The sequence below is a fragment of the Nocardioides lentus genome (assembly GCF_039529515.1).
GTDB classification, from domain to species: domain Bacteria; phylum Actinomycetota; class Actinomycetes; order Propionibacteriales; family Nocardioidaceae; genus Nocardioides; species Nocardioides lentus.
This window is the reverse complement of the sequence record NZ_BAAAMY010000007.1, coordinates 105,708-123,523: the sequence shown is the minus strand read 5'-3', so window position 1 is coordinate 123,523 and position 17,816 is coordinate 105,708. Positions and strand designations below refer to the sequence as shown.

Here is a 17,816-nt window from a genome sequence, read left to right as displayed (position 1 = left end):
CAGCGTCGACGGCGTCTACGCCATCGGCGACGTCACCGGTCGGCTGATGCTCGCCCACACCGCGGAGGCGATGGGCGTCGTGGCGGCCGAGACGATCGCCGGCGCCGAGACCCTCGAGATCGACTTCGACATGATCCCGCGGGCGACGTACTGCCAGCCGCAGATCGCCTCCTTCGGCTACACCGAGGAGCAGGCGAAGGAGAAGGGCTACGACGTCAAGACGGCGAAGTTCCCGTTCGCCGCGAACGGCAAGGCCAAGGGCCTCGGCGACGAGGTCGGCTTCGTCAAGATCGTCGCGGACGCCGAGCACAACGAGATCGTCGGCGCCCACATGATCGGGCCCGACGTCACCGAGCTGCTGCCCGCGCTGACGCTGGCGCAGCGCTGGGACCTAACCGCCGACGAGGTGGCGCGCAACATCTTCGCGCACCCCACGCTCGGCGAGTCGGTCAAGGAGGCCGTCGAGGGCATCGCCGGCCACATGATCAACCTGTGAGCGAAGGGACTGCATGACACGCGTCGTCATCGTCGGGGGAGGCCCGGGCGGCTACGAGTCGGCCCTGGTGGCCGCACAGCTCGGGGCCGAGGTGACCGTCGTCGACACCGACGGTCTCGGCGGGTCGGCGGTGCTGACCGACTGCGTGCCCTCCAAGACCCTCATCGCGACCTCCGAGCTGATGACCGAGCTCGGCGGGGCCCGTGAGCTGGGTCTGGTCTGGGAGGACTTCGAGGGCGATGCGGCCGAGAGCCTGCGCGTCGACCTCGCCCGGGTCAACCGTCGCGTCAAGCGGCTCGCCGCCGACCAGTCGGCGGACATCATCCGCCGCGTCGAGCGCGAGGAGATCCGCATCGTGGTCGGCCGCGGCCGCCTCGACGGTCCCGAGACCGTGGTCGCGACGCTCGACGACGGCAGCGAGGAGCGCATCGACGCCGACGCCGTCCTGCTCGCAACCGGCGCCGCCCCCCGCACCCTGCCCTCCGCGCAGCCCGACGGCGAGCGGATCCTCACCTGGGAGCAGGTGTACGACGTCGACGAGGTGCCCGAGAAGCTCGTGGTCGTCGGGTCCGGGGTCACCGGCGTCGAGTTCGCCGCGGCGTACCTCGCGCTCGGCATCGACGTCACCCTGGTCTCCTCGCGCGACCGGGTGCTGCCCAGCGAGGACGCCGACGCCGCGGAGGTGCTCGAGGAGGTCCTGACCCGTCGGGGGATGACCGTGCTGTCGAAGTCGCGGATGGAGTCGGTCGTGCGCGACGGCGACACCGTGACGGTCACGCTGACCGACGGTCGCACCGTCGAGGGCACCCACTGCATCCTCGCGCTCGGCTCCGTGCCCAACACCAGCGACATGGGCCTCGAGGAGGCCGGCGTCGCGCTGAACGACGGCGGGTTCGTCAAGGTCGACAAGGTCTCGCGCACCACCGCGCGGGGCGTGTACGCCGCGGGCGACTGCACCGGCGTGCTGATGCTGGCCTCCGTCGCCGCGATGCAGGGCCGGATCGCGATGCGTCACGCGCTCGGCGACGCCGTGCAGCCGCTGGACCTGCTGAAGGTCTCCTCCAACGTGTTCACGTCCCCGGAGATCGCGACGGTGGGCATCACCCAGCGCGCCATCGAGGCCGGCGAGACCCCGGCGGAGACCGTGATGCTGCCGCTGGCCGGCAACCCGCGGGCCAAGATGCAGGGCATCCGCGACGGCTTCGTCAAGCTCTTCTGCCGCCCCGGGTCGGGCACGATCGCGGGCGGCGTCGTCGTGGGGCCGCGCGCCTCCGAGCTGATCCACCCGGTCTCGATCGCGGTCTCCGAGCGGCTCACCGCCGACCAGCTGGCGGCGGACTTCACGGTCTACCCCTCGCTGTCCGGCTCCATCGCCGAGGCCGCGCGGCGCCACCACCAGTTCACCCAGTCCTGAGGGGGGCCGGATGCACGGCACCGTCCTGCGCACCAGCCGGCTGACGCCGTCGCTGGTGCGGGTGGTCCTCGGCGGCGAGGGCCTCGCCGGCTTCTCGGCGCCCGAGCACACCGACGCCTACGTCAACCTGGCCTTCCCGCCGGCGGGGGCGCCGTACGGACCGGTCTTCGACCCCGCCGTCGTCCGCGACGAGCACCCGCGCGAGCTGCAGCCCGCACGGCGCCGCTACACCGTGCGCTCCTGGGACCCCGCGGCGGGCGACGCCGGGGAGCTGACGATCGACTTCGTGGTGCACGGCGACGCCGGCGTCGCGGGCCCGTGGGCCGCGGCCGCGGAGCCCGGCGACGTGCTCGTGCTGCAGGGCCCGAGCGGCGGCTACCGGCCGCGACCCGACGCCGCGTGGTACCTGATGGTCGGCGACGAGTCCGCCCTGCCCGCGATCGCCGCGTCGGTGGAGGTCGTGCCAGCGGGCCGGCCGCTGGTGGTGCTGCTGGTCGGTGACGGTCCCGACCACGAGGTGCCGCTGGTCACCGACGCCGACCTCGACCTGCGCTGGCTGCACCGCAGCGGCGCGGGCACCGAGCTCGTCGACGAGCTGCGCACCCTCGACTTCCCGAGCACCGACGTCTGCACCTTCGTGCACGGCGAGGCCGACGAGATCCGCGCCATCCGCAAGCACCTGCTCGCGGACCGCGGCCTGGCCCGCGCCGACATGTCCTGCTCGCCGTACTGGCGCCGGACGATGGACGACGAGGCCTGGCGCGCCGTCAAGCGCGACTTCGTGGCCGCCATGGAGGACGACGCCTGACGCGGGACGCGTGAGGCGAACGCGTGACGCGTGGGGTTCAGCGGCTCCAGTCGACGGACTCCCACGTCGCCAGCAGTCGCGCGCCGCGGGTGCGGTCGTGCTGGGCGACCCAGGCGATCCGTCCGCGCAGGTGCTCGGCGTACGCAGGGTGGCCCTCACGGTTCTGGCTCGCCGGCCCGTGCCGGGCGCAGTTGTGGAGGATCGCCCGGAGCCGGTCGACCTCCGCGCGGGCCACGCGCGGGCGCTCGTTGACCACCAGTCCGGCGAGGTGCTGACGCCCGGCGGCCGGCATGACGCCCGTCTTGCGCGGGTTCAGGCGGAAGCCCTCGTCGGCGACGACCTCCCCCACCGCGTCGAGCAGCCGGGAGGTGCCGCGGCCCCAGCCGCGCTCGCCGGACAGGGCGAGGTCGTCGGCGTAGCGGGTGTAGCGCCCACCCCACGAGGCGGCGAGCGCGGTCAGGCGGACGTCGAGGCGGTACGCCGCGAGGTTGGCCAGCGCCGGGGAGGTCGGTGCGCCCTGGGGCAGGTGCGGCGCGGCCAGGCGGCGGCCGAGTCGCCAGTGGGCGTCGAGGAGCCCGGGGTCGCGGGGTCGGGGCACCGCCCGCCACGCCGAGAGCGGCAGGACGCTGGTCGTCAGGCCGGCCAGGGCGTGGGCCACCGGCTCGGGGTAGCCGGCGGTGCGGAACAGCCCGTGGACCCGGCCGACGGTGACGCTCGCGAAGAACGACTCCAGGTCGAGGTGGAGCACGACGGCGCGCCCGGCGTGGGGTGCGGCGTAGGCGCGAGCCGACCCGCCGGGTCGGAACCCGCGGGCCGCGTCGTGCGGCGGGACGCGCCCGACGACGTCGTCCAGCAGCTGTCGCTGGATCTGCTTGAGCGTGGCCTTGGGTGCCTCGAGCACCCGGATCGCCCCGCTGGGGGCGGTGACGTGGCTGACCCGGTAGTGCTGCAGCGCCGGCGTGCTGGTGCGGCGCGCGAGCCGCTTGGGGTCGGCGTACCAGTCGAGCTCGCCGGGGCGCAGGTCGAGGAACCGGCCGAGGGCGTCGAGGTCGTCGAGCACCGGCAGGTGCCACCGGTTGGTGACCATCCGGGTCGGGCTCACCGGCTGCACCACGGGCCCGGGCGCGGGTCGTCGGGTGCGGGCCCGGCCGGCCTTCCCCGCGGCGGGGCAGGTCGCGAGGACGGTGGCCAGCTCCCGCGGCCGGTCGTGGGGCGGGCGCGGGTAGAGCGCGACCACCTCGGTGGCGAGCGCGGTCAGCCACTGCGGCCGCCGGCCCAGCACGGCGCGGCCGCTGGCGGTCAGTCCCTCCGGGGTCCACTCGCCCGCGAGGTAGCCCGCCGCGAGCGCTCGGGCGAGGTCGGCCCTCACGGGGCCGACCCGCGCGGGTCGGGGTGCGGCAGCGCTGCCCGACCTGTCCCGTCGTGCGCGCGCGGGCCTGCAGCGGAGCGCAGCGTCGCGCGCGCGGTGTGGTGCCCGGACGTACCGGTGGGCCCCGGGGTAGCCCCGGGGCAGCTCCCTGGTGACGCGCACCAGAGCGCCGTCTCGACCAGACGCTGCCGCACGCCCGCACCCTAGCCGCGGGCCCCGACATCGACCGCGTGCCACGACGGCCGGGCTCCGCCTCCAGGTCCCTCGGGAAATACGGGTGCGGACGATCGGGCGGGCCGCCTAGGCTGTCGACGTGGTCACCGCATCCATGAGGCTCCGCACCCGCGCCTGACGGCGCGGCCCGAGCTCCTCCCGCCGCCCGCCGTCCCGGTGTCCCCGCCGGGCGGTGCTCCTGCGCGTCCTCGTGACCGCCACCTGCCCGGCTCCACCCACGCGATGTGGAGCAGCAGATGCAGACCCCTGTCCTCACCCCGTCCACCGGCGCGACCGCGCACCTCCGGGCCCGTGGCCTCGAGGTCGCCGTCGCCGGACGCCCCGTCCTGAGCGGCGTCGACGTCACCGTCTCCGCCGGCTCCCGCCTCGCCGTGGTCGGCGAGAACGGGCGCGGCAAGACCACGCTCGTCCGCGCGCTCGCGGGCGAGATCGAGCCGGACGCCGGCGAGGTCGTCCGCGCCGGCAGCCTGGCCGTCGTCCGCCAGGTCCTCGACTCGGGCGCCGGCCACACGGTCGGCACCCTCGTCGCTGAGGCCGTGGCCGAGCCGGTCGCGGCGCTGGCGGCGCTCGACGCCGCCGGCGCCGCGGTCGCCGACGCGGAGCCCGGCGCCGACGCGGCGTACGCCCGAGCCCTCGAGGCCGCCGTGCGCCTCGATGCCTGGGACGCCGAGCGCCGCGTCGACGTCGCGCTCGCCGGCCTGGACGCCTGCGCCGACCGCGACCGGCCGCTGGCGTCGCTGTCGGTGGGCCAGCGCTCGCGGGTGCGCCTGGCGTGCGTGCTCGGCGGCGCGTACGACGTGCTCCTGCTCGACGAGCCGACCAACCACCTCGACTCCGGTGGGCTCGTCTTCCTCGAGCAGGCGATCCGTGAGCACCGCGGTGGCGTGCTCCTCGTGTCGCACGACCGGACCCTCCTGCGCGCCGTCGCCGAGGAGTTCCTCGACCTCGACCCGACGATGGACGGCCGGCCCCGTCTCCACGCGGGCGGGTACGACGGGTGGCGGGTCGGCCGACGTGCCGAGCGGGAGCGGTGGCAGCGCACCCACGACGCCCAGCGGGCCGAGCACGTGCGGCTCGCCGACGCCGTCGAGAGCGCCCGCCACCGGCTGGACACCGGGTGGCGGCCGGACAAGGGCACCGGCAAGCACCAGCGTCAGTCGCACGCGCCGGGCGTCGTCCAGCAGGTGCACCGGGCCCGCGAGCGGCTCGAGGCCCACCGGGTCACGGCCCCTCGACCGCCCGCGACGATGACGTGGCCGACGCTGACCGCGCGGCCCGGCCGCGTGGTCGCCCGCGCCGACGACGTCACCGTGGCCGACCGGCTCGACCGGCCGGTCAGCCTGCGGCTGGGGGCCGGGGAGAAGCTGCTGGTGACGGGGCCGAACGGCGCGGGGAAGTCGACGTTGCTCGCCGTCCTCGCCGGCGAGCTGGCCCCGACGGCGGGCGAAGTCCGGCCACCGGTGGAGGGGACGGCCTACCTCGGGCAGGAGACCCGGCGACCGATCGGTCGGCGGGGCAGGCGCGGCGGCGGCACCTCGAGTGGGTGCTGCGGCAGCGGCCGGAGCTGCTCCTGCTCGACGAGCCCACGAACCACCTGGCCGCGCCCCTGGTCGACGAGCTGACGGCGTTCGTCCGCGGGACGGGGGCGGCGGTCGTGGTCGCCACCCACGACCGACAGCTGCTGGCCGACCTCGCCGACTGGCCCGTCCTGCGACTGTGAGCGGACCGACGGTCCGTGGGCGCCGGGGTGGCTGGGGTGGCCGGTGGTGGGCGCGCCGCTGGGTACCGTCCCGACGTGACCACAGCAGTCGTCGTCGGTAGCGGCCCCAACGGGATGGCGGCGGCGCTCCGCCTCGCGCGGGCGGGGGTGCGGGTCACCGTCGTCGAGTCGTACGACGAGCCCGGCGGCGGGCTGCGCTCGGTCACCGACGCGACCGTGCCGGGCCTCGTGCACGACCTCGGCGCCGGCTTCCACCCGCTGCTCATCGACAACCCCTTCACGCGGGAGGTCGACCTCATCGCGGCCGGGGTGGAGTGGGCGTGGCCCGAGGTGCAGTTCGCGCACCCGCTGGACGCCGCGCTCGACCCCGGCCACGGCGCTGCGGCGTACCGCTCGGTCGAGGAGACCGCGGCGGGCCTCGGGCGCGACGGCGCGGCCTGGCGACGGATCTTCGCGCCGCTGGTCGAGGGGTGGGACGAGCTCGCGGTCGACGCGCTGCAGCCCCCGCTGCACGTGCCGCGCCACCCGGTCGGCCTGGCGCGGTTCGGCGCGCAGGCGGTGCTGCCGGCGGCGGTGATGGCGCGGGCGTTCCGCACCGAGCGGGCCCGTGCCCTGTGGACCGGGATCGCGACCCACGGCTTCCGCCCGCCGACCGTGCCGATGTCGTCGGCGATCGCGCTGATGCTCGGCACGGCCGCCCACAAGTACGGCTGGCCCGTCGCCGTCGGCGGCTCGCAGCGCATCGTCGACGCCACCACCCGGCTGCTCGCCGAGGCCGGCGGGCGGGTCGAGACCGGCCGCCGCGTGGCCTCGCTCGACGAGCTCGGGTCGCCCGACCTGGTCATGCTCGACACCGGCCCGGGGGAGGCGCTGCGGATCCTCGGCGACCGCGCGCCGGCCCTGACCCGCCGCTCCTACGGCCGCTGGCCCGCGGGTCCCGCGGCCTTCCAGGTCTCCTTCGCCGTCGACGGCGGCATCCCCTGGGACTACGAGCCCGCGCGACGCGCCGGCACCCTCCACCTCGGCGGCAGCCTCGCCGACACCACGAGCGCGGAGCGCTCCGTCGAGCGCGGCCGGCTGCCCCGGCTGCCCTACGTGCTGCTCGGCCAGCAGTACCTCGCCGACCCCTCCCGCGCGCAGGGCTCCGTCGTGCCGATCGACTGCTACGCCCACGTGCCGGCCGGCTGGGACGACGGCGACGCGGCGCTCGCCGCCGTGGTGGACCGGATCGCGGCGTACGCGCCGGGCTTCCGCGACCGGGTCGTCGCGACCGCGGTCCGCGGGCCCGCCCAGCTCTTCGCCGAGAACCCGAACTGGATCGGCGGCGACATCGCCGCCGGCCTCGTCACCCCGCTGCGCCTCGCGTGGGGCGCCCGCCCCTCGCTCTCGCCGTACGACACGGGGGTGGCGGGGGTGCACCTGTGCTCCGCGGTCACCCCGCCCGGCCCCGGCGCCCACGGCCTCTGCGGCTGGAACGCGGCCGGCGTCGCCCTCGACCGCCTGGAGCGCGCCGCCGCGTCGTGAGCCCGGCTGGGGGGTAGTCCCTGACGTTCTGACCGGGCGGGGGATAGTCCCTGACGTTCTGGCCGTCGAGCGGCGTGATTCGGGGTCAGAGCGTCAGGGACCATCCCGGCCGGGGCCGGGCTCGGGTGCGCGCCGGGGTAGTCCCTGACGTTGCGGCCGTCGAGGCCGGGCTCGGGATAGTCCGTGACGTTCGGGCCGTCGAGCGGCGCGATCCGGGGTCAGAACGTCAGGGACTATCCCGGCCGGGGCCCGGGGCAGACCTCCAGGGACGCCAGGGACGCCGGAACGCGGCGACCCACCTGCCGTACGGCGGCGCGGGGTACCCGGCCGTCGTGACCGACGCCAGCCGCCCCGACCTCGTCCGCCGCTCGCTGGACCTCGCGCTCGCCAACGTCGAGGCGGGCGGCAAGCCGTTCGCCTGCGTCGTGGTCGACGCCGCGACCGGCGAGGTGCTGCACGAGGCGACCAACCAGGTGAGCCAGACCGGCGACGTGACCGCGCACGCGGAGATCACCGCGATCCGCGAGCTGGCGGCGACCGGTCGCACCGACCTGGCCGGCTGCGACGTCTACGTCACGGCGTACCCCTGCCCGATGTGCCTGGGCGCGCTCTACTACGCCGCGCCCGAGCGGGTCGTGTACGCCGCGTCGCGCGAGGAGGAGGGCGAGCACTACGAGGACGGCGGGCGCTACATGAGCCTCGCGACCTTCTACGACGAGTACGCGAAGGCCCCGGCCGAGCGCGCGCTCCCCGCCGTCCGCGGCGAGGCGGGCGAGGGCCCCGAGGTCGTCGAGCCGTTCCGTCGCTGGACCGCGCGACACGGCTGAGGACGGGGCCCCGCGTGACCGCTCAGGCGTACGGCGAGCCCGGGTCGTCCAGCACGTCGCGCCAGGAGTGCTGCGGCTCGAAGCCGAGCAGGCGTCGGGCCTTCTCGATGGAGTAGAAGGTCTCGTCCGGGCCGAGGTCGCGGCGGACCTCGACGCCCTCGTAGAAGCGACCGATGATCTCGTCGGTCGTCGCGGACACCGACATGTCGGCGTTGGCGACGTTGAAGACCTCGTAGCCGAGCCCGTCGGTCTCGAGGCAGCGCTGCACCATCTGGGCGAGGTCGCGGGTGTCGATGTAGGCGAAGACGTTGCGGCGCCGCAGCGACGGGTCGGCGAGGTAGTCGCCGAAGTACTCGGCGTACTCGTGGGGCTCGATCACGTTGTTGATCCGCAGCCCGTAGACGTCGGCGCCGGTGCGGGCGTGGAAGGCCTGCGAGGTGACCTCGCCGGCGACCTTGGACATCGCGTAGGAGTCCTCGGGCACCGTCGGGTGCTCCTCGTCGACCGGCACGTAGAGCGGCTTGCGGTCGCCCTGGCCGAAGCAGATCCCGTACGTCGTCTCCGACGAGGCGAACACGATCTTGCGGATGCCGAGCCGCGTCGCGGCCTCGAGCACGTGGTAGTGGGCGAGGATGTTGGTGCGGTACGTCGTGGCGTCGGTGGCGAGCATCGGCCGCGGGATGGCCGCGAAGTGCACCACCGCGTCGTACGCCGGGCCGGGGCCCTGCGGCGCCATCGCGTCGAGGTCGTCGGCGGCCGAGAGCCCCGCCATCGCGGAGAAGGTGTCACCGGGGTCGGTCAGGTCGACCTTCAGGTCGGTCACGCCGTCGGCCTCGAGCGGGACCAGGTCGGCGTTCGTGACCTGGTGCCCGAGCTCGGCGAGGTGCGTGGCGACGTACTTTCCGGCCTTGCCGGACCCTCCGGTGAAGAAGATGCGCATGGGGGTCACAACAGGGACGGCGGCCCGAGCCTTCCCGTCCGGTCGGGCCGACCGTCCTCGTCGTGGGTGGACTCAGGCGCTGCGCTCCAGCTCGTCGGGGTCCTCGACGGCCGTCGGCGCGGGCGCGGGCCAGCCGATGCTGGCGTCGTGGCCGCGGAAGTTGCTCAGCCACCAGCCCCAGTCCTCGGGCACGAGGGTGAACGGGTCGGCGTGGCCGAGCTCGCGCGCGGCCCACACGGGCCAGTGGGGGTTGGCGAGCGAGGGGCGACCGAGCAGCACGAGGTCGACCTTCTCCTCGCGCACGGCGCGGTCGGCGTTCTGCGGCACGCCGAGGTTCCAGCTGACCGTGGTCGGGATCCCGACCTCGGAGCGCACGCGGGCGCCGCGCTCGACCCACGCGGACGGCGTGGGGAAGAACGGCTCGCGCATGTCGTCGGTGTTGCCGCCCATCGACAGGTCGATCATGTCGAGGCCGTGGTCCCTGAGCCAGCGCACGACCTCGACCGACTCCTCGAACTGCGCGCCGTCGGGGTGGAAGTCGTCGGAGCCCAGGCGGGCGGTCAGGGGGAGGTGCTCGGGCCAGACCTCGCGCACGGCGTCGAGGGCCTCGATGAGGAAGCGGGCCCGGTTCTCCAGGCTGCCGCCGTAGGCGTCGGTGCGGGTGTTGGCCAGCGGCGAGTAGAAGCTGGCGCCGAGGTAGCCGTGGGCGAAGTGCATCTCCAGCCAGCGGTAGCCGGCCTCGTGCGCGCGCACCGCGGCCTCGGCGTACTGGCGGTGGATCGCGCGGATCTCCTCGACGCTGAGCGGGTGCACGGGGTAGGGGCGCTTGCCGAAGCCGTAGGGCACGTCGGAGGGGCCGACGACCTGCCAGCCCTCGGGGTGGTCCGGGGGCAGCTGGACGCCGAGCCCGCCGCCGACCCACGGCTTGAGCTCGCTGCCGTTGCGGCCGGTGTGGCCGAGCTGGATGGCGGCGACCGAACCCATGGAGTCGATCATCGACGTCACGCGGGCGTGGCCCTCGACCTGGTCGTCGCTCCAGATCCCGGCGCAGTGCGGGGTCGTGCGGCCGTCGGGGGCGATGGCGACCTGCTCGGGGAACACCATCCCGAAGCCGCCGGCGGCGCGGGCGCCGAGGTACATCACGTGGAAGTCGTCCATGCGCCCGTCGGTCGAGCGGTACATGGTCATCGGCGACATCGCGATGCGGTTGCGCAGCGTGACGTCCTTGAGCGTGTAGGGGCTGAAGAGGTGGGGCATCGGGGGCCTCCGGCGGGACGGGGACGGCGACGGGGTCGTGGACGGGACCCATCCCACGCCCGCCGCCGACCGGGGCGGTGTCGGCCGTGTGACGTCTCGCGAACGTCGACCTCACGGCCGCACAGCCCCTCCCACCGCCGCCGGTGGAGAGGGTCAGTACGAGCCGGCGGCGAACTCGAAGGACTCGACGCCGCCGCGCACCTCGGCCCAGGCGAGGGTGACCCCGGGCAGGAGGGTGTCGTCGAGGTTGGCCTCGACCCGGGCGCCCGAGCCGTCGACGAGGGTGACGCTCCCGACCGAGGAGCCGTCGCGGGTGGCGATCGCGACCAGGCCGAGCGCGGGACCACGGCCCGGGGGCTCCGCCGAGCTGGTGTCGAGCACCCGCCCGCTGAGGTCGGCGAGGTCGCCCACGTCGACCCGGGTGGACAGCCCGTCGCGCTCCAGCAGGAGGAGGGAGCCCCCGGAGGACGCGAGCCGGAGCTCGCCCGCCTCGGCGCGCACGGCGCCGTCGGCGAGGGCCGTCAGGTCCGGGTCGCCGCTGGTCTCGGCGCGGTCGGCGAAGTCGCGCCAGCCCTGCACCAGCCAGTCCGGGAAGGCACCGGGGGCGAACGTGTCGGGCGTGGAGTGGTTGGCGACGCCGAGCCCGATGCTGCGTCCCGCCTCCTCCGAGTAGCCGGTGGCGGGCGGCTCGAGGTCGGGGTTCGCCACCCGGGGGTCGGGCAGGTCGACCTGGGTCGGCGAGGTGCGCACGGCGCCGGGCACCTCGGCGAGGATCCGCTCCTGCAGGGCCGCGAGGTCCTCCGGGAGGTCCGGTGAGGCCTGGACGCCGTCGCCGTCGGGGTCCTCGGCCGCCGTCGGGCTCGGTGCGGCCGGGGCGGGGACCGGGGTGCCCTCGCCGCCGAGGACCAGGAACGGTCCGCCCACCAGCACGGCCACCGCGAGCGCGGAGGCGCCGGTGACCGCGAGGCGGTGCCCCGTACGACGGCGGCGTCCGGCGCGGCGGATGTCCGCGAGGCGCCGTGGCTCCAGCGGGGTGGGGGAGTCGGCGTGCAGCTCGCGCTCGAGGCGCTCGACGAGGTCGGTCATCGGGTGGTCCTTCCGGTGGTGCGCCCGCTGTCGGGGACGGGATCGGGGACGGTGTCGGAGAGGGGGTCGGGGGCGGGTGCGAGGCCGTCGCGGAGCTTGGCCAGCGCCCGGGAGAGGGTGCTCCTGACGGTGCCGCGGGCCACGCCGAGCTCAGCGGCGACCTGGGCCTCGGGGAGGTCGTAGTAGTGGCGCATCACCACGATCCGCCGCTCCTTGACGCTGAGGTCGGCGAGCAGCCGCACGACCTCGTCGCGGTCGGCGACGGTGTCGGCGGCCGGGCCCGCCGCCTCGGCGCCGAGCAGGGCATCCCCTCCCACCTCGGTCACCCCGAGCCGGCGGCGGTGCCGGTCGATGTTGAGGTTGACCAGCGTGCGGCGGGCGTAGGCGTGCGCGTCGGCGCGGCGTACCCGGCCCCAGGCGGCGTAGGTCCGCACGAGGGCGGTCTGCGCGAGGTCCTCGGCGAGGTGCGCGTCGCCGCACAGCAGGTACGCCGAGCGGCGCAGCCGGGGCCACGCCCCGGCGGCGAACTCGTCGAAGTCCGCGTCCTTGTCGCTCATGGTCCCCCGTCCGTGTGCGTGCCCTGTCGTCGATCCCTACGCAGCGCCCACGACGGAGGTTGAGCTCAGCGCAGGATCTTCTCCATCGCCTTCCCGCGGGCGAGCTCGTCGACGAGCTTGTCCAGCAGCCGGATCCGTCGCATGAGCGGGTCCTCGACGTCCTCGACCCGTACGCCGCAGACGACGCCGGTGACCAGCTCGGCGCGCGGGTTCAGCTCCGCGTGCTCGAAGAAGTCCGCGAACGTCGTGCGGGCGTCGAGGTGCGCGCGGGGGGCGGGCCCGTCGTACCCGGTCAGCCAGGTCGTCACCGTCTCGACCTCCTCGGCCGGGCGCCCCTTCCGCTCGGCCTTCGCGACGTAGTGGGGCCACACGTCCGCGACGGGGGTGGTGAAGATCCGGTGCACCCGACGAGGCTAGGCGAATCGGCGGCTTTGGGATGTCGAGGACGCCCGGACGGTTCCGTCCCCGGGGTGGAGGCGGCCACGATGGGCCGCACGACACGGAGGAGACGACGACATGAAGTACCTGCTGCTCAAGCACTACCGCGGCGGCCTCGGCATGGTGAACGACGTGCCGATGGACCGGTGGACCCCCGACGAGGTCGGCGCCCACGTGCAGTTCATGGAGGACCTGGCCGCGCGGCTGGAGGCGTCGGGGGAGTTCGTCGACGCCCAGGCGCTGTCGCCCGAGGGCTCCTGGGTGCGGTACGACGGGCCCGGCCGCCCGCCGGTGACCGACGGCCCGTTCGCGGAGACCAAGGACCTGATCGCGGGTTGGATGGCGATCGACGTCGACAGCCACGAGCGCGCCCTCGAGGTCGCGGCCGAGCTGTCCTCGGCGCCCGGCTCCGGCGGCGAGCCGCTGGGGGAGTGGCTGGAGGTGCGGCCCTTCCTGTCGCAGCCGCCGACCGTCACGGAGTGAGCCGCAGGTGAGCGGACACCCCGTCGACGAGCACGTCGTGCGGGCGCTGGTGCCCCGGGTGATCGCGGCGCTGGTGGGCCGCGGCGCCGACTTCGCCTCCGCCGAGGACGCCGTGGCCGACGCGCTCCTCGACGCGGTCCGCACCTGGCCTGCCGACCCGCCGCGCGACCCGCAGGCGTGGCTGGTCACTGCGGCCTGGCGGCGGTTCCTCGACGCGACGCGGGCCACCTCGGCGCGACGGCGCCGCGAGGAGCGGGTCGACGACGAGCCCGGCCCCGGCCCGGTCAGCGCGCGCGACGACAGCCTCGGGCTGTTCTTCCTCTGCGCGCACCCCTCGCTGACGGCCTCCTCGGCGGTCGCGCTGACGCTGCGGGCGGTGGGCGGCCTGACCACCCGCCAGATCGCCGGGGCCTACCTCGTGCCGGAGGCCACGATGGCCCAGCGCATCAGCCGGGCCAAGCGCACCGTCGCCGGCGTCCGCCTCGACGAGCCCGGTGACCTCGCGACCGTGCTGCGGGTGCTGTACCTGGTGTTCAACGAGGGCTACTCCGGCGACGTCGACCTCGCCGCGGAGGCGATCCGGCTGACCCGTCAGCTGGCCGGCCTGGTCGCCGGTCGCGACGACGGGGGCGCCGAGGAGGTCGCGGGGCTGCTGGCGCTGATGCTGCTGCACCACGCCCGCCGCCCCGCGCGGACCCGTCCGGACGGGAGCCTCGTGCCGCTGGCCGAGCAGGACCGCTCGCGCTGGGACACGGACCTGATCGCCGAGGGCGTCGAGATTCTCCAGGCGGCCCTGGCCCGCGACCGGCTCGGCGAGTACCAGGCCCAGGCCGCGATCGCCGCCCTGCACGCCGACGCACCCCGCGCCGAGGACACCGACTGGGTGCAGGTCGTCGAGTGGTACGACGAGCTCGTCCGCCTCACCGACAACCCCGTCGCCCGCCTCAACCGGGCCGTCGCCGTGGGCGAGGCCGACGGCGCCCGGGCCGGCCTCGCGGCCCTGGTCGAGCTGGACCCGTCACTGCCCCGGTACGCCGCGGTCTCGGCGTACCTGCACGAGCGGGACGGCTCGGTCGACGAGGCCGCGCGCCTGTACGTCGAGGCCGCCCGCGCTGCGTCCAACCTCGCCGAGCGCGACCACCTCACCCGGCAGGCCGCGCGTCTGCGGTCGTAAGCGCCGAGTCGTCGCGAAGTCCCGGGGTCGGGAGCGTCGAGTCGTCGCGAACTCCCGGGGTTCGAGGGGCTTCGATCCACCGCGGTGGCGTCGTGAGCACGAGATCCGAGTGGCCGCTGTCGACCTGCCGCGCGGCGCGGACTGGTCCGCGGGAGCTCGTGCCGGCTCGGGGGTCGTACGGCGGGAGCTCGTGCCGACTCGACGGGGCCTGCGCGCCGTGACGCGGTCCGGCGCGGTTGACTCCGGGGTCATGGCGACCCGGATGCTCCTGCTGGCCGACACGCACCTGCCGAAGCGGGCGAAGGTGCTGCCCGCCGAGGTGTGGGACGCCGTCGATGCGGCGGACGTCGTCGTCCACGCCGGGGACTGGGTCGACGTCGCGCTGCTCGACGAGCTGGAGGAGCGCTCGGCCCGGCTCGTCGCCGTGTGGGGCAACAACGACCACGGCGAGCTGCGGGAGCGGTTGACCGAGGTCGCGCGGGTCGAGGTCGAGGGCGTGCGGTTCGGGGTCGTGCACGAGACCGGCGACGCGAAGGGTCGGGAGCGGCGGTGCGCCGCGGCGTACCCCGACCTCGACGTGCTCGTCTTCGGCCACAGCCACATCCCGTGGGACACCACGACCGACACCGGCCTGCGCCTGCTCAACCCCGGCTCGCCGACGGACCGTCGCCGTCAGCCGCACTGCACCTACCTCACCCTCACCGTCGACGCCGGGGAGCTGCACGACGTCACGCTGCACCGCCTGCCGCCCCGCTGATCTTGCCGGAACGGCAACATAGTTTGCCGACGATGGTCCCCGGGTGCACGCTGGTCGCATGACGACGGAGCACGCAGACCACCAGCACGGCGAGGGCCACGGTCACGGCCAGCCGGCCACGACCGACCAGCCGGACATGTTCGAGCCCGAGGCGTGGGAGGACCGGTACGCCGGGGACGAGACGATGTGGAGCGGCAACGCGAACCCGCAGCTCGTCGCGGAGGTGCCGGCGCTGACCCCCGGGACGGCGCTCGACGTCGGCTGCGGCGAGGGCGGCGACGTGGTGTGGCTCGCCCGGCAGGGCTGGCGGGTGACCGGGGCGGACTTCGCGGCCAACGGCCTGGCCCGCGCCGCCCGGCACGCCGAGCAGGCCGGCGTCGCGGAGCAGTGCGACTGGTGGCAGGTCGACGCCCGCACGTTCGACCCGCAGGGCCGCACCTTCGACCTCGTGACCACGCACTTCCTGCACCCGCCGGACGCCGGCATGGGCGACGTCGTACGCCGGCTCGCGACCGCGGTCGCGCCGGGCGGCCACCTGCTCGTGGTCGGGCACGCCCCGTCGCCGCTGTTCACCCAGCTCAGCGAGAGCCGCCGGCGCGCGATGTGGCACGCGGCGGAGCTGGTGCCGAGCCTGCCCGAGGGGTTCGAGGTGGTCGTGGCCGAGGAGCGCCCCCGCACCACCGTGCGCGACGGCGTCAGCCACGAGATCGAGGACGCCACGCTGCTCGCGCGACGGGTCGGCTGAGCCGTCAGGACACGCACGAGCCCGGCCCGCCGGACGACGGCGGGCCGGGCTCGGCGGGGTCTCAGACGTCCTTGACCAGCGGGGCGACCTCGGTGCCGAGCAGCTCGATGCCGTGCAGCAGGTCCTCGTGGGCCAGGCGCGGGTTGGTCATCTGCAGCGAGAGCCGGTCGACGCCGCCGAGCTGGTCGGAGACCCGGCGGATCTTGTCGGCGACGGTCTGCGGGTCGCCCATGAAGAACGCGCCGTCGGGGCCGGCGGTGGCGTCGAACTGCAGCCGGCTGGGCTGACGGAAGCCGCGCTCGGCCGAGATCTTCGCGAACATCTCGTGCCAGCCCGGGTAGATGGTGTCGGCCGCGGCCTTGGTGGAGTCCGCGACGAACCCGAAGACGTGCAGGCCGACCTTCAACTTCTCCGGCGGGTGGCCGGCCTGGGCGCCGGCGCGGCGGTAGAGGTCGACCAGCGGGGCGAACTGGCGCGGCTCCCCGCCGATGATCGCGATCATCAGCGGCAGGCCGAGCAGGCCCGCGCGGGCGAACGACTCGGGGGTGCCGCCGACACCGACCCAGATGGGCAGCGGGTCCTGCAGCGGCCGGGGGTAGACGGTCTGCTCGACCAGCGGCGGACGGTGCTGGCCCGACCAGGTCACCGGGCTCTCGTCGCGCAGCTTGAGCAGCAGGTCGAGCTTCTCGGAGAACAGCGAGTCGTAGTCGGCCAGGTCGAGGCCGAACAGCGGGAACGCCTCGGTGAACGAGCCGCGCCCGACCACGAGGTCCATCCGGCCCTTCGAGATCAGGTCGAGGGTCGCGAACTGCTGGAACAGCCGCACCGGGTCGGTCGCCGACAGCACGGCCACGGCGCTGCCGAGGCGGATCTGCTCGGTGCGCGCGGCCGCGGCCGCGAGGATCACCGGGGGAGCGGAGTCGTAGTACTCGCTGCGGTGGTGCTCACCGATCCCGAACGAGTAGAGCCCCGTGCGGTCGGCGAGCTCGATCTCCTCGAGCAGGTGCGCCATGCGCTCCTCGGGGCCGATCACCCGCTCCGTCCGAGGGTCGGTCACTGCGGCCACGAAGCTGTCGATCCCGATGTGCATGCCGCCGGAACCGGTCGCGGCGGACCGCTATTCCGCAGCGGCCCGCAGCGGCGCCTGTGCAGCGGCTCAGAACCCGCCGAAGTCGAAGCCGCCGCCCATGTCGGCGCTGCCGCCGCCCTCGAAGCCGCCGAAGTCACCGCCCCCGCCGTCGCCACCACCGTCGCCGTAGTCACCCCCGCCGTCGCCTCCGCCCTCACCCGAGCCGTCGCCGTACGAGCCGTCGAAACCGCCGCCGGGCATCATCATCGACGACAGGAACATCATCGGGAGCAGGCCCGAGAGCACGAAGCCCCCGAAGTAGCCCTGCGCGTACGCGCCGTACGCCGGGCCGGCCTCGTAGTAGGGCACCATCCGGTTGCCGTCGCGGACCTTGCGGACGTCGGGCTCGGCGCCGGCGGCGACGCGGTCGGCGTCGGCCGCGCAGACGGGCACGTCACGCTCGACGCCCCCGGGCGGCGCCCAGTTGATGTCGCGGTCGGCCGGGCCGTGGTTGGGGTTGAAGAAGCACGGGGGGCGCCGGGTGGGCAGGTCGCGCCCGTCGCGCCGGGCGAGCACGCACGCCATCGCGTAGCGACCGTCCTCGAGCGCGGTGGTGACCTGCTTGAGGTCCTCCGAGGTCGTGGCGTCCTTGAGCAGCTGCTTGGCGTGCTCGTAGGAGTCGAGCGCCCGCTGGTAGTCCTGGCGCATCGGGGTGTCGAGCGTGTCGGTCAGCGTCTCGACGTGGAGGTCGGAGAGCTCCTCGCCGAAGCGCGTCACGTCCTCGTCGATCGGCACGCGCACCTTCGCGAAGGCATCGGCGGCCTCGAGCTCCTTCGCCTTCTTGGTGCGGTTGCTCGACACGAGGGCCACGCCGCCGATGACGGCGACGAGCAGCAGGACGATGAGCAGCTCTCCCAT

Annotated in this window: 19 protein-coding genes; 11 read left to right on the top strand and 8 right to left on the bottom strand. The window is 75.0% G+C overall.

Annotation, left to right across the window (positions count from 1 at the left end):
• From ABD158_RS14975 to ABD158_RS14965, 3 genes are all read left to right on the top strand, one after another.
• Positions 1–496: NAD(P)/FAD-dependent oxidoreductase (locus ABD158_RS14975; protein ID WP_486348022.1), on the top strand; the 496-nt coding region annotated here is incomplete at its 5' end.
• A 13-nt stretch (positions 497–509) separates the two neighbouring features.
• Positions 510–1,910, top strand: coding sequence for an NAD(P)H-quinone dehydrogenase (locus ABD158_RS14970; protein WP_344008355.1), 1,401 nt, complete (start codon positions 510–512; stop codon positions 1,908–1,910).
• A gap of 10 nt (positions 1,911–1,920) precedes the next feature.
• Positions 1,921–2,718 carry a siderophore-interacting protein gene (locus ABD158_RS14965; RefSeq protein WP_344008354.1) on the top strand — a complete coding sequence of 266 codons (798 nt, stop codon included), beginning with the start codon at positions 1,921–1,923 and terminating at the stop codon, positions 2,716–2,718.
• A 37-nt stretch (positions 2,719–2,755) separates the two neighbouring features.
• On the opposite strand, the gene ABD158_RS14960 is transcribed toward ABD158_RS14965, so the two are convergent.
• The gene (locus ABD158_RS14960; protein ID WP_344008353.1) at positions 2,756–4,087 is read right to left on the bottom strand and encodes a reverse transcriptase family protein; all 1,332 of its coding nucleotides are present in this window, start codon (positions 4,085–4,087) and stop codon (positions 2,756–2,758) included.
• A 470-nt stretch (positions 4,088–4,557) separates the two neighbouring features.
• Here ABD158_RS14960 and ABD158_RS14955 point away from each other — a divergent pair, with 470 nt between their 5' ends.
• The 4 genes from ABD158_RS14955 (at position 4,558) to ABD158_RS14940 (ending at position 8,392) form a co-directional block, all read left to right on the top strand.
• Positions 4,558–5,943, top strand: coding sequence for an ATP-binding cassette domain-containing protein (locus ABD158_RS14955; RefSeq protein WP_344008352.1), 1,386 nt, complete (start codon positions 4,558–4,560; stop codon positions 5,941–5,943).
• Positions 5,865–6,041 carry a hypothetical protein gene (locus ABD158_RS14950; protein ID WP_344008351.1) on the top strand — a complete coding sequence of 59 codons (177 nt, stop codon included), beginning with the start codon at positions 5,865–5,867 and terminating at the stop codon, positions 6,039–6,041. The genes ABD158_RS14955 and ABD158_RS14950 overlap by 79 nt, the downstream gene beginning before the upstream one ends.
• 75 nt (positions 6,042–6,116) lie before the next feature.
• The gene (locus ABD158_RS14945) at positions 6,117–7,565 is read left to right on the top strand and encodes a phytoene desaturase family protein (protein ID WP_344008350.1); all 1,449 of its coding nucleotides are present in this window, start codon (positions 6,117–6,119) and stop codon (positions 7,563–7,565) included.
• A gap of 332 nt (positions 7,566–7,897) precedes the next feature.
• Entirely contained in the window at positions 7,898–8,392 is a 495-nt protein-coding gene (locus ABD158_RS14940; protein ID WP_344008349.1) for a nucleoside deaminase, read from the top strand.
• Positions 8,393–8,414: 22 nt separating this feature from the next.
• On the opposite strand, the gene ABD158_RS14935 is transcribed toward ABD158_RS14940, so the two are convergent.
• The 5 genes from ABD158_RS14935 to ABD158_RS14915 all read right to left on the bottom strand — a co-directional run bounded on the left by ABD158_RS14935 (position 8,415) and on the right by ABD158_RS14915 (position 12,636).
• Positions 8,415–9,332: an NAD-dependent epimerase/dehydratase family protein gene (locus ABD158_RS14935; RefSeq protein ID WP_344008347.1), complete on the bottom strand. Its 918-nt coding sequence runs from the start codon at positions 9,330–9,332 to the stop codon at positions 8,415–8,417.
• Between the two features lie 72 nt (positions 9,333–9,404).
• Positions 9,405–10,589: an NADH:flavin oxidoreductase/NADH oxidase gene (locus tag ABD158_RS14930; RefSeq protein WP_344008346.1), complete on the bottom strand. Its 1,185-nt coding sequence runs from the start codon at positions 10,587–10,589 to the stop codon at positions 9,405–9,407.
• A 153-nt stretch (positions 10,590–10,742) separates the two neighbouring features.
• Complete coding sequence (locus tag ABD158_RS14925; RefSeq protein WP_344008345.1) at positions 10,743–11,675, bottom strand: hypothetical protein; 933 nt, start codon at positions 11,673–11,675, stop codon at positions 10,743–10,745.
• On the bottom strand, positions 11,672–12,232 hold the full coding sequence (locus ABD158_RS14920; protein WP_344008344.1) for a SigE family RNA polymerase sigma factor: 561 nt from the start codon (positions 12,230–12,232) through the stop codon (positions 11,672–11,674). Before ABD158_RS14920 ends, ABD158_RS14925 begins: the two co-directional genes overlap by 4 nt.
• Positions 12,233–12,297: 65 nt before the next feature.
• Positions 12,298–12,636 (bottom strand): DUF2200 domain-containing protein, encoded by a 339-nt coding sequence (locus tag ABD158_RS14915; protein ID WP_344008343.1) that lies wholly within the window; start codon positions 12,634–12,636, stop codon positions 12,298–12,300.
• Between the two features lie 112 nt (positions 12,637–12,748).
• Here ABD158_RS14915 and ABD158_RS14910 point away from each other — a divergent pair, with 112 nt between their 5' ends.
• From ABD158_RS14910 to ABD158_RS14895, 4 genes are all read left to right on the top strand, one after another.
• Complete coding sequence (locus tag ABD158_RS14910; protein ID WP_344008342.1) at positions 12,749–13,153, top strand: YciI family protein; 405 nt, start codon at positions 12,749–12,751, stop codon at positions 13,151–13,153.
• A 7-nt stretch (positions 13,154–13,160) separates the two neighbouring features.
• The gene (locus tag ABD158_RS14905; protein WP_344008341.1) at positions 13,161–14,327 is read left to right on the top strand and encodes an RNA polymerase sigma factor; all 1,167 of its coding nucleotides are present in this window, start codon (positions 13,161–13,163) and stop codon (positions 14,325–14,327) included.
• A gap of 250 nt (positions 14,328–14,577) precedes the next feature.
• A complete protein-coding gene (locus ABD158_RS14900; protein ID WP_344008340.1) occupies positions 14,578–15,084 on the top strand; it encodes a metallophosphoesterase family protein in 507 nt (168 codons plus the stop codon).
• A gap of 58 nt (positions 15,085–15,142) precedes the next feature.
• A complete protein-coding gene (locus ABD158_RS14895) occupies positions 15,143–15,829 on the top strand; it encodes a class I SAM-dependent methyltransferase (protein WP_344008339.1) in 687 nt (228 codons plus the stop codon).
• A 61-nt stretch (positions 15,830–15,890) separates the two neighbouring features.
• Here ABD158_RS14895 and ABD158_RS14890 read toward each other — a convergent pair whose 3' ends face one another.
• Positions 15,891–16,919, bottom strand: coding sequence for an Atu2307/SP_0267 family LLM class monooxygenase (locus ABD158_RS14890; RefSeq protein WP_344008338.1), 1,029 nt, complete (start codon positions 16,917–16,919; stop codon positions 15,891–15,893).
• A 66-nt stretch (positions 16,920–16,985) separates the two neighbouring features.
• A complete protein-coding gene (locus ABD158_RS14885) occupies positions 16,986–17,816 on the bottom strand; it encodes a hypothetical protein (protein ID WP_344008337.1) in 831 nt (276 codons plus the stop codon).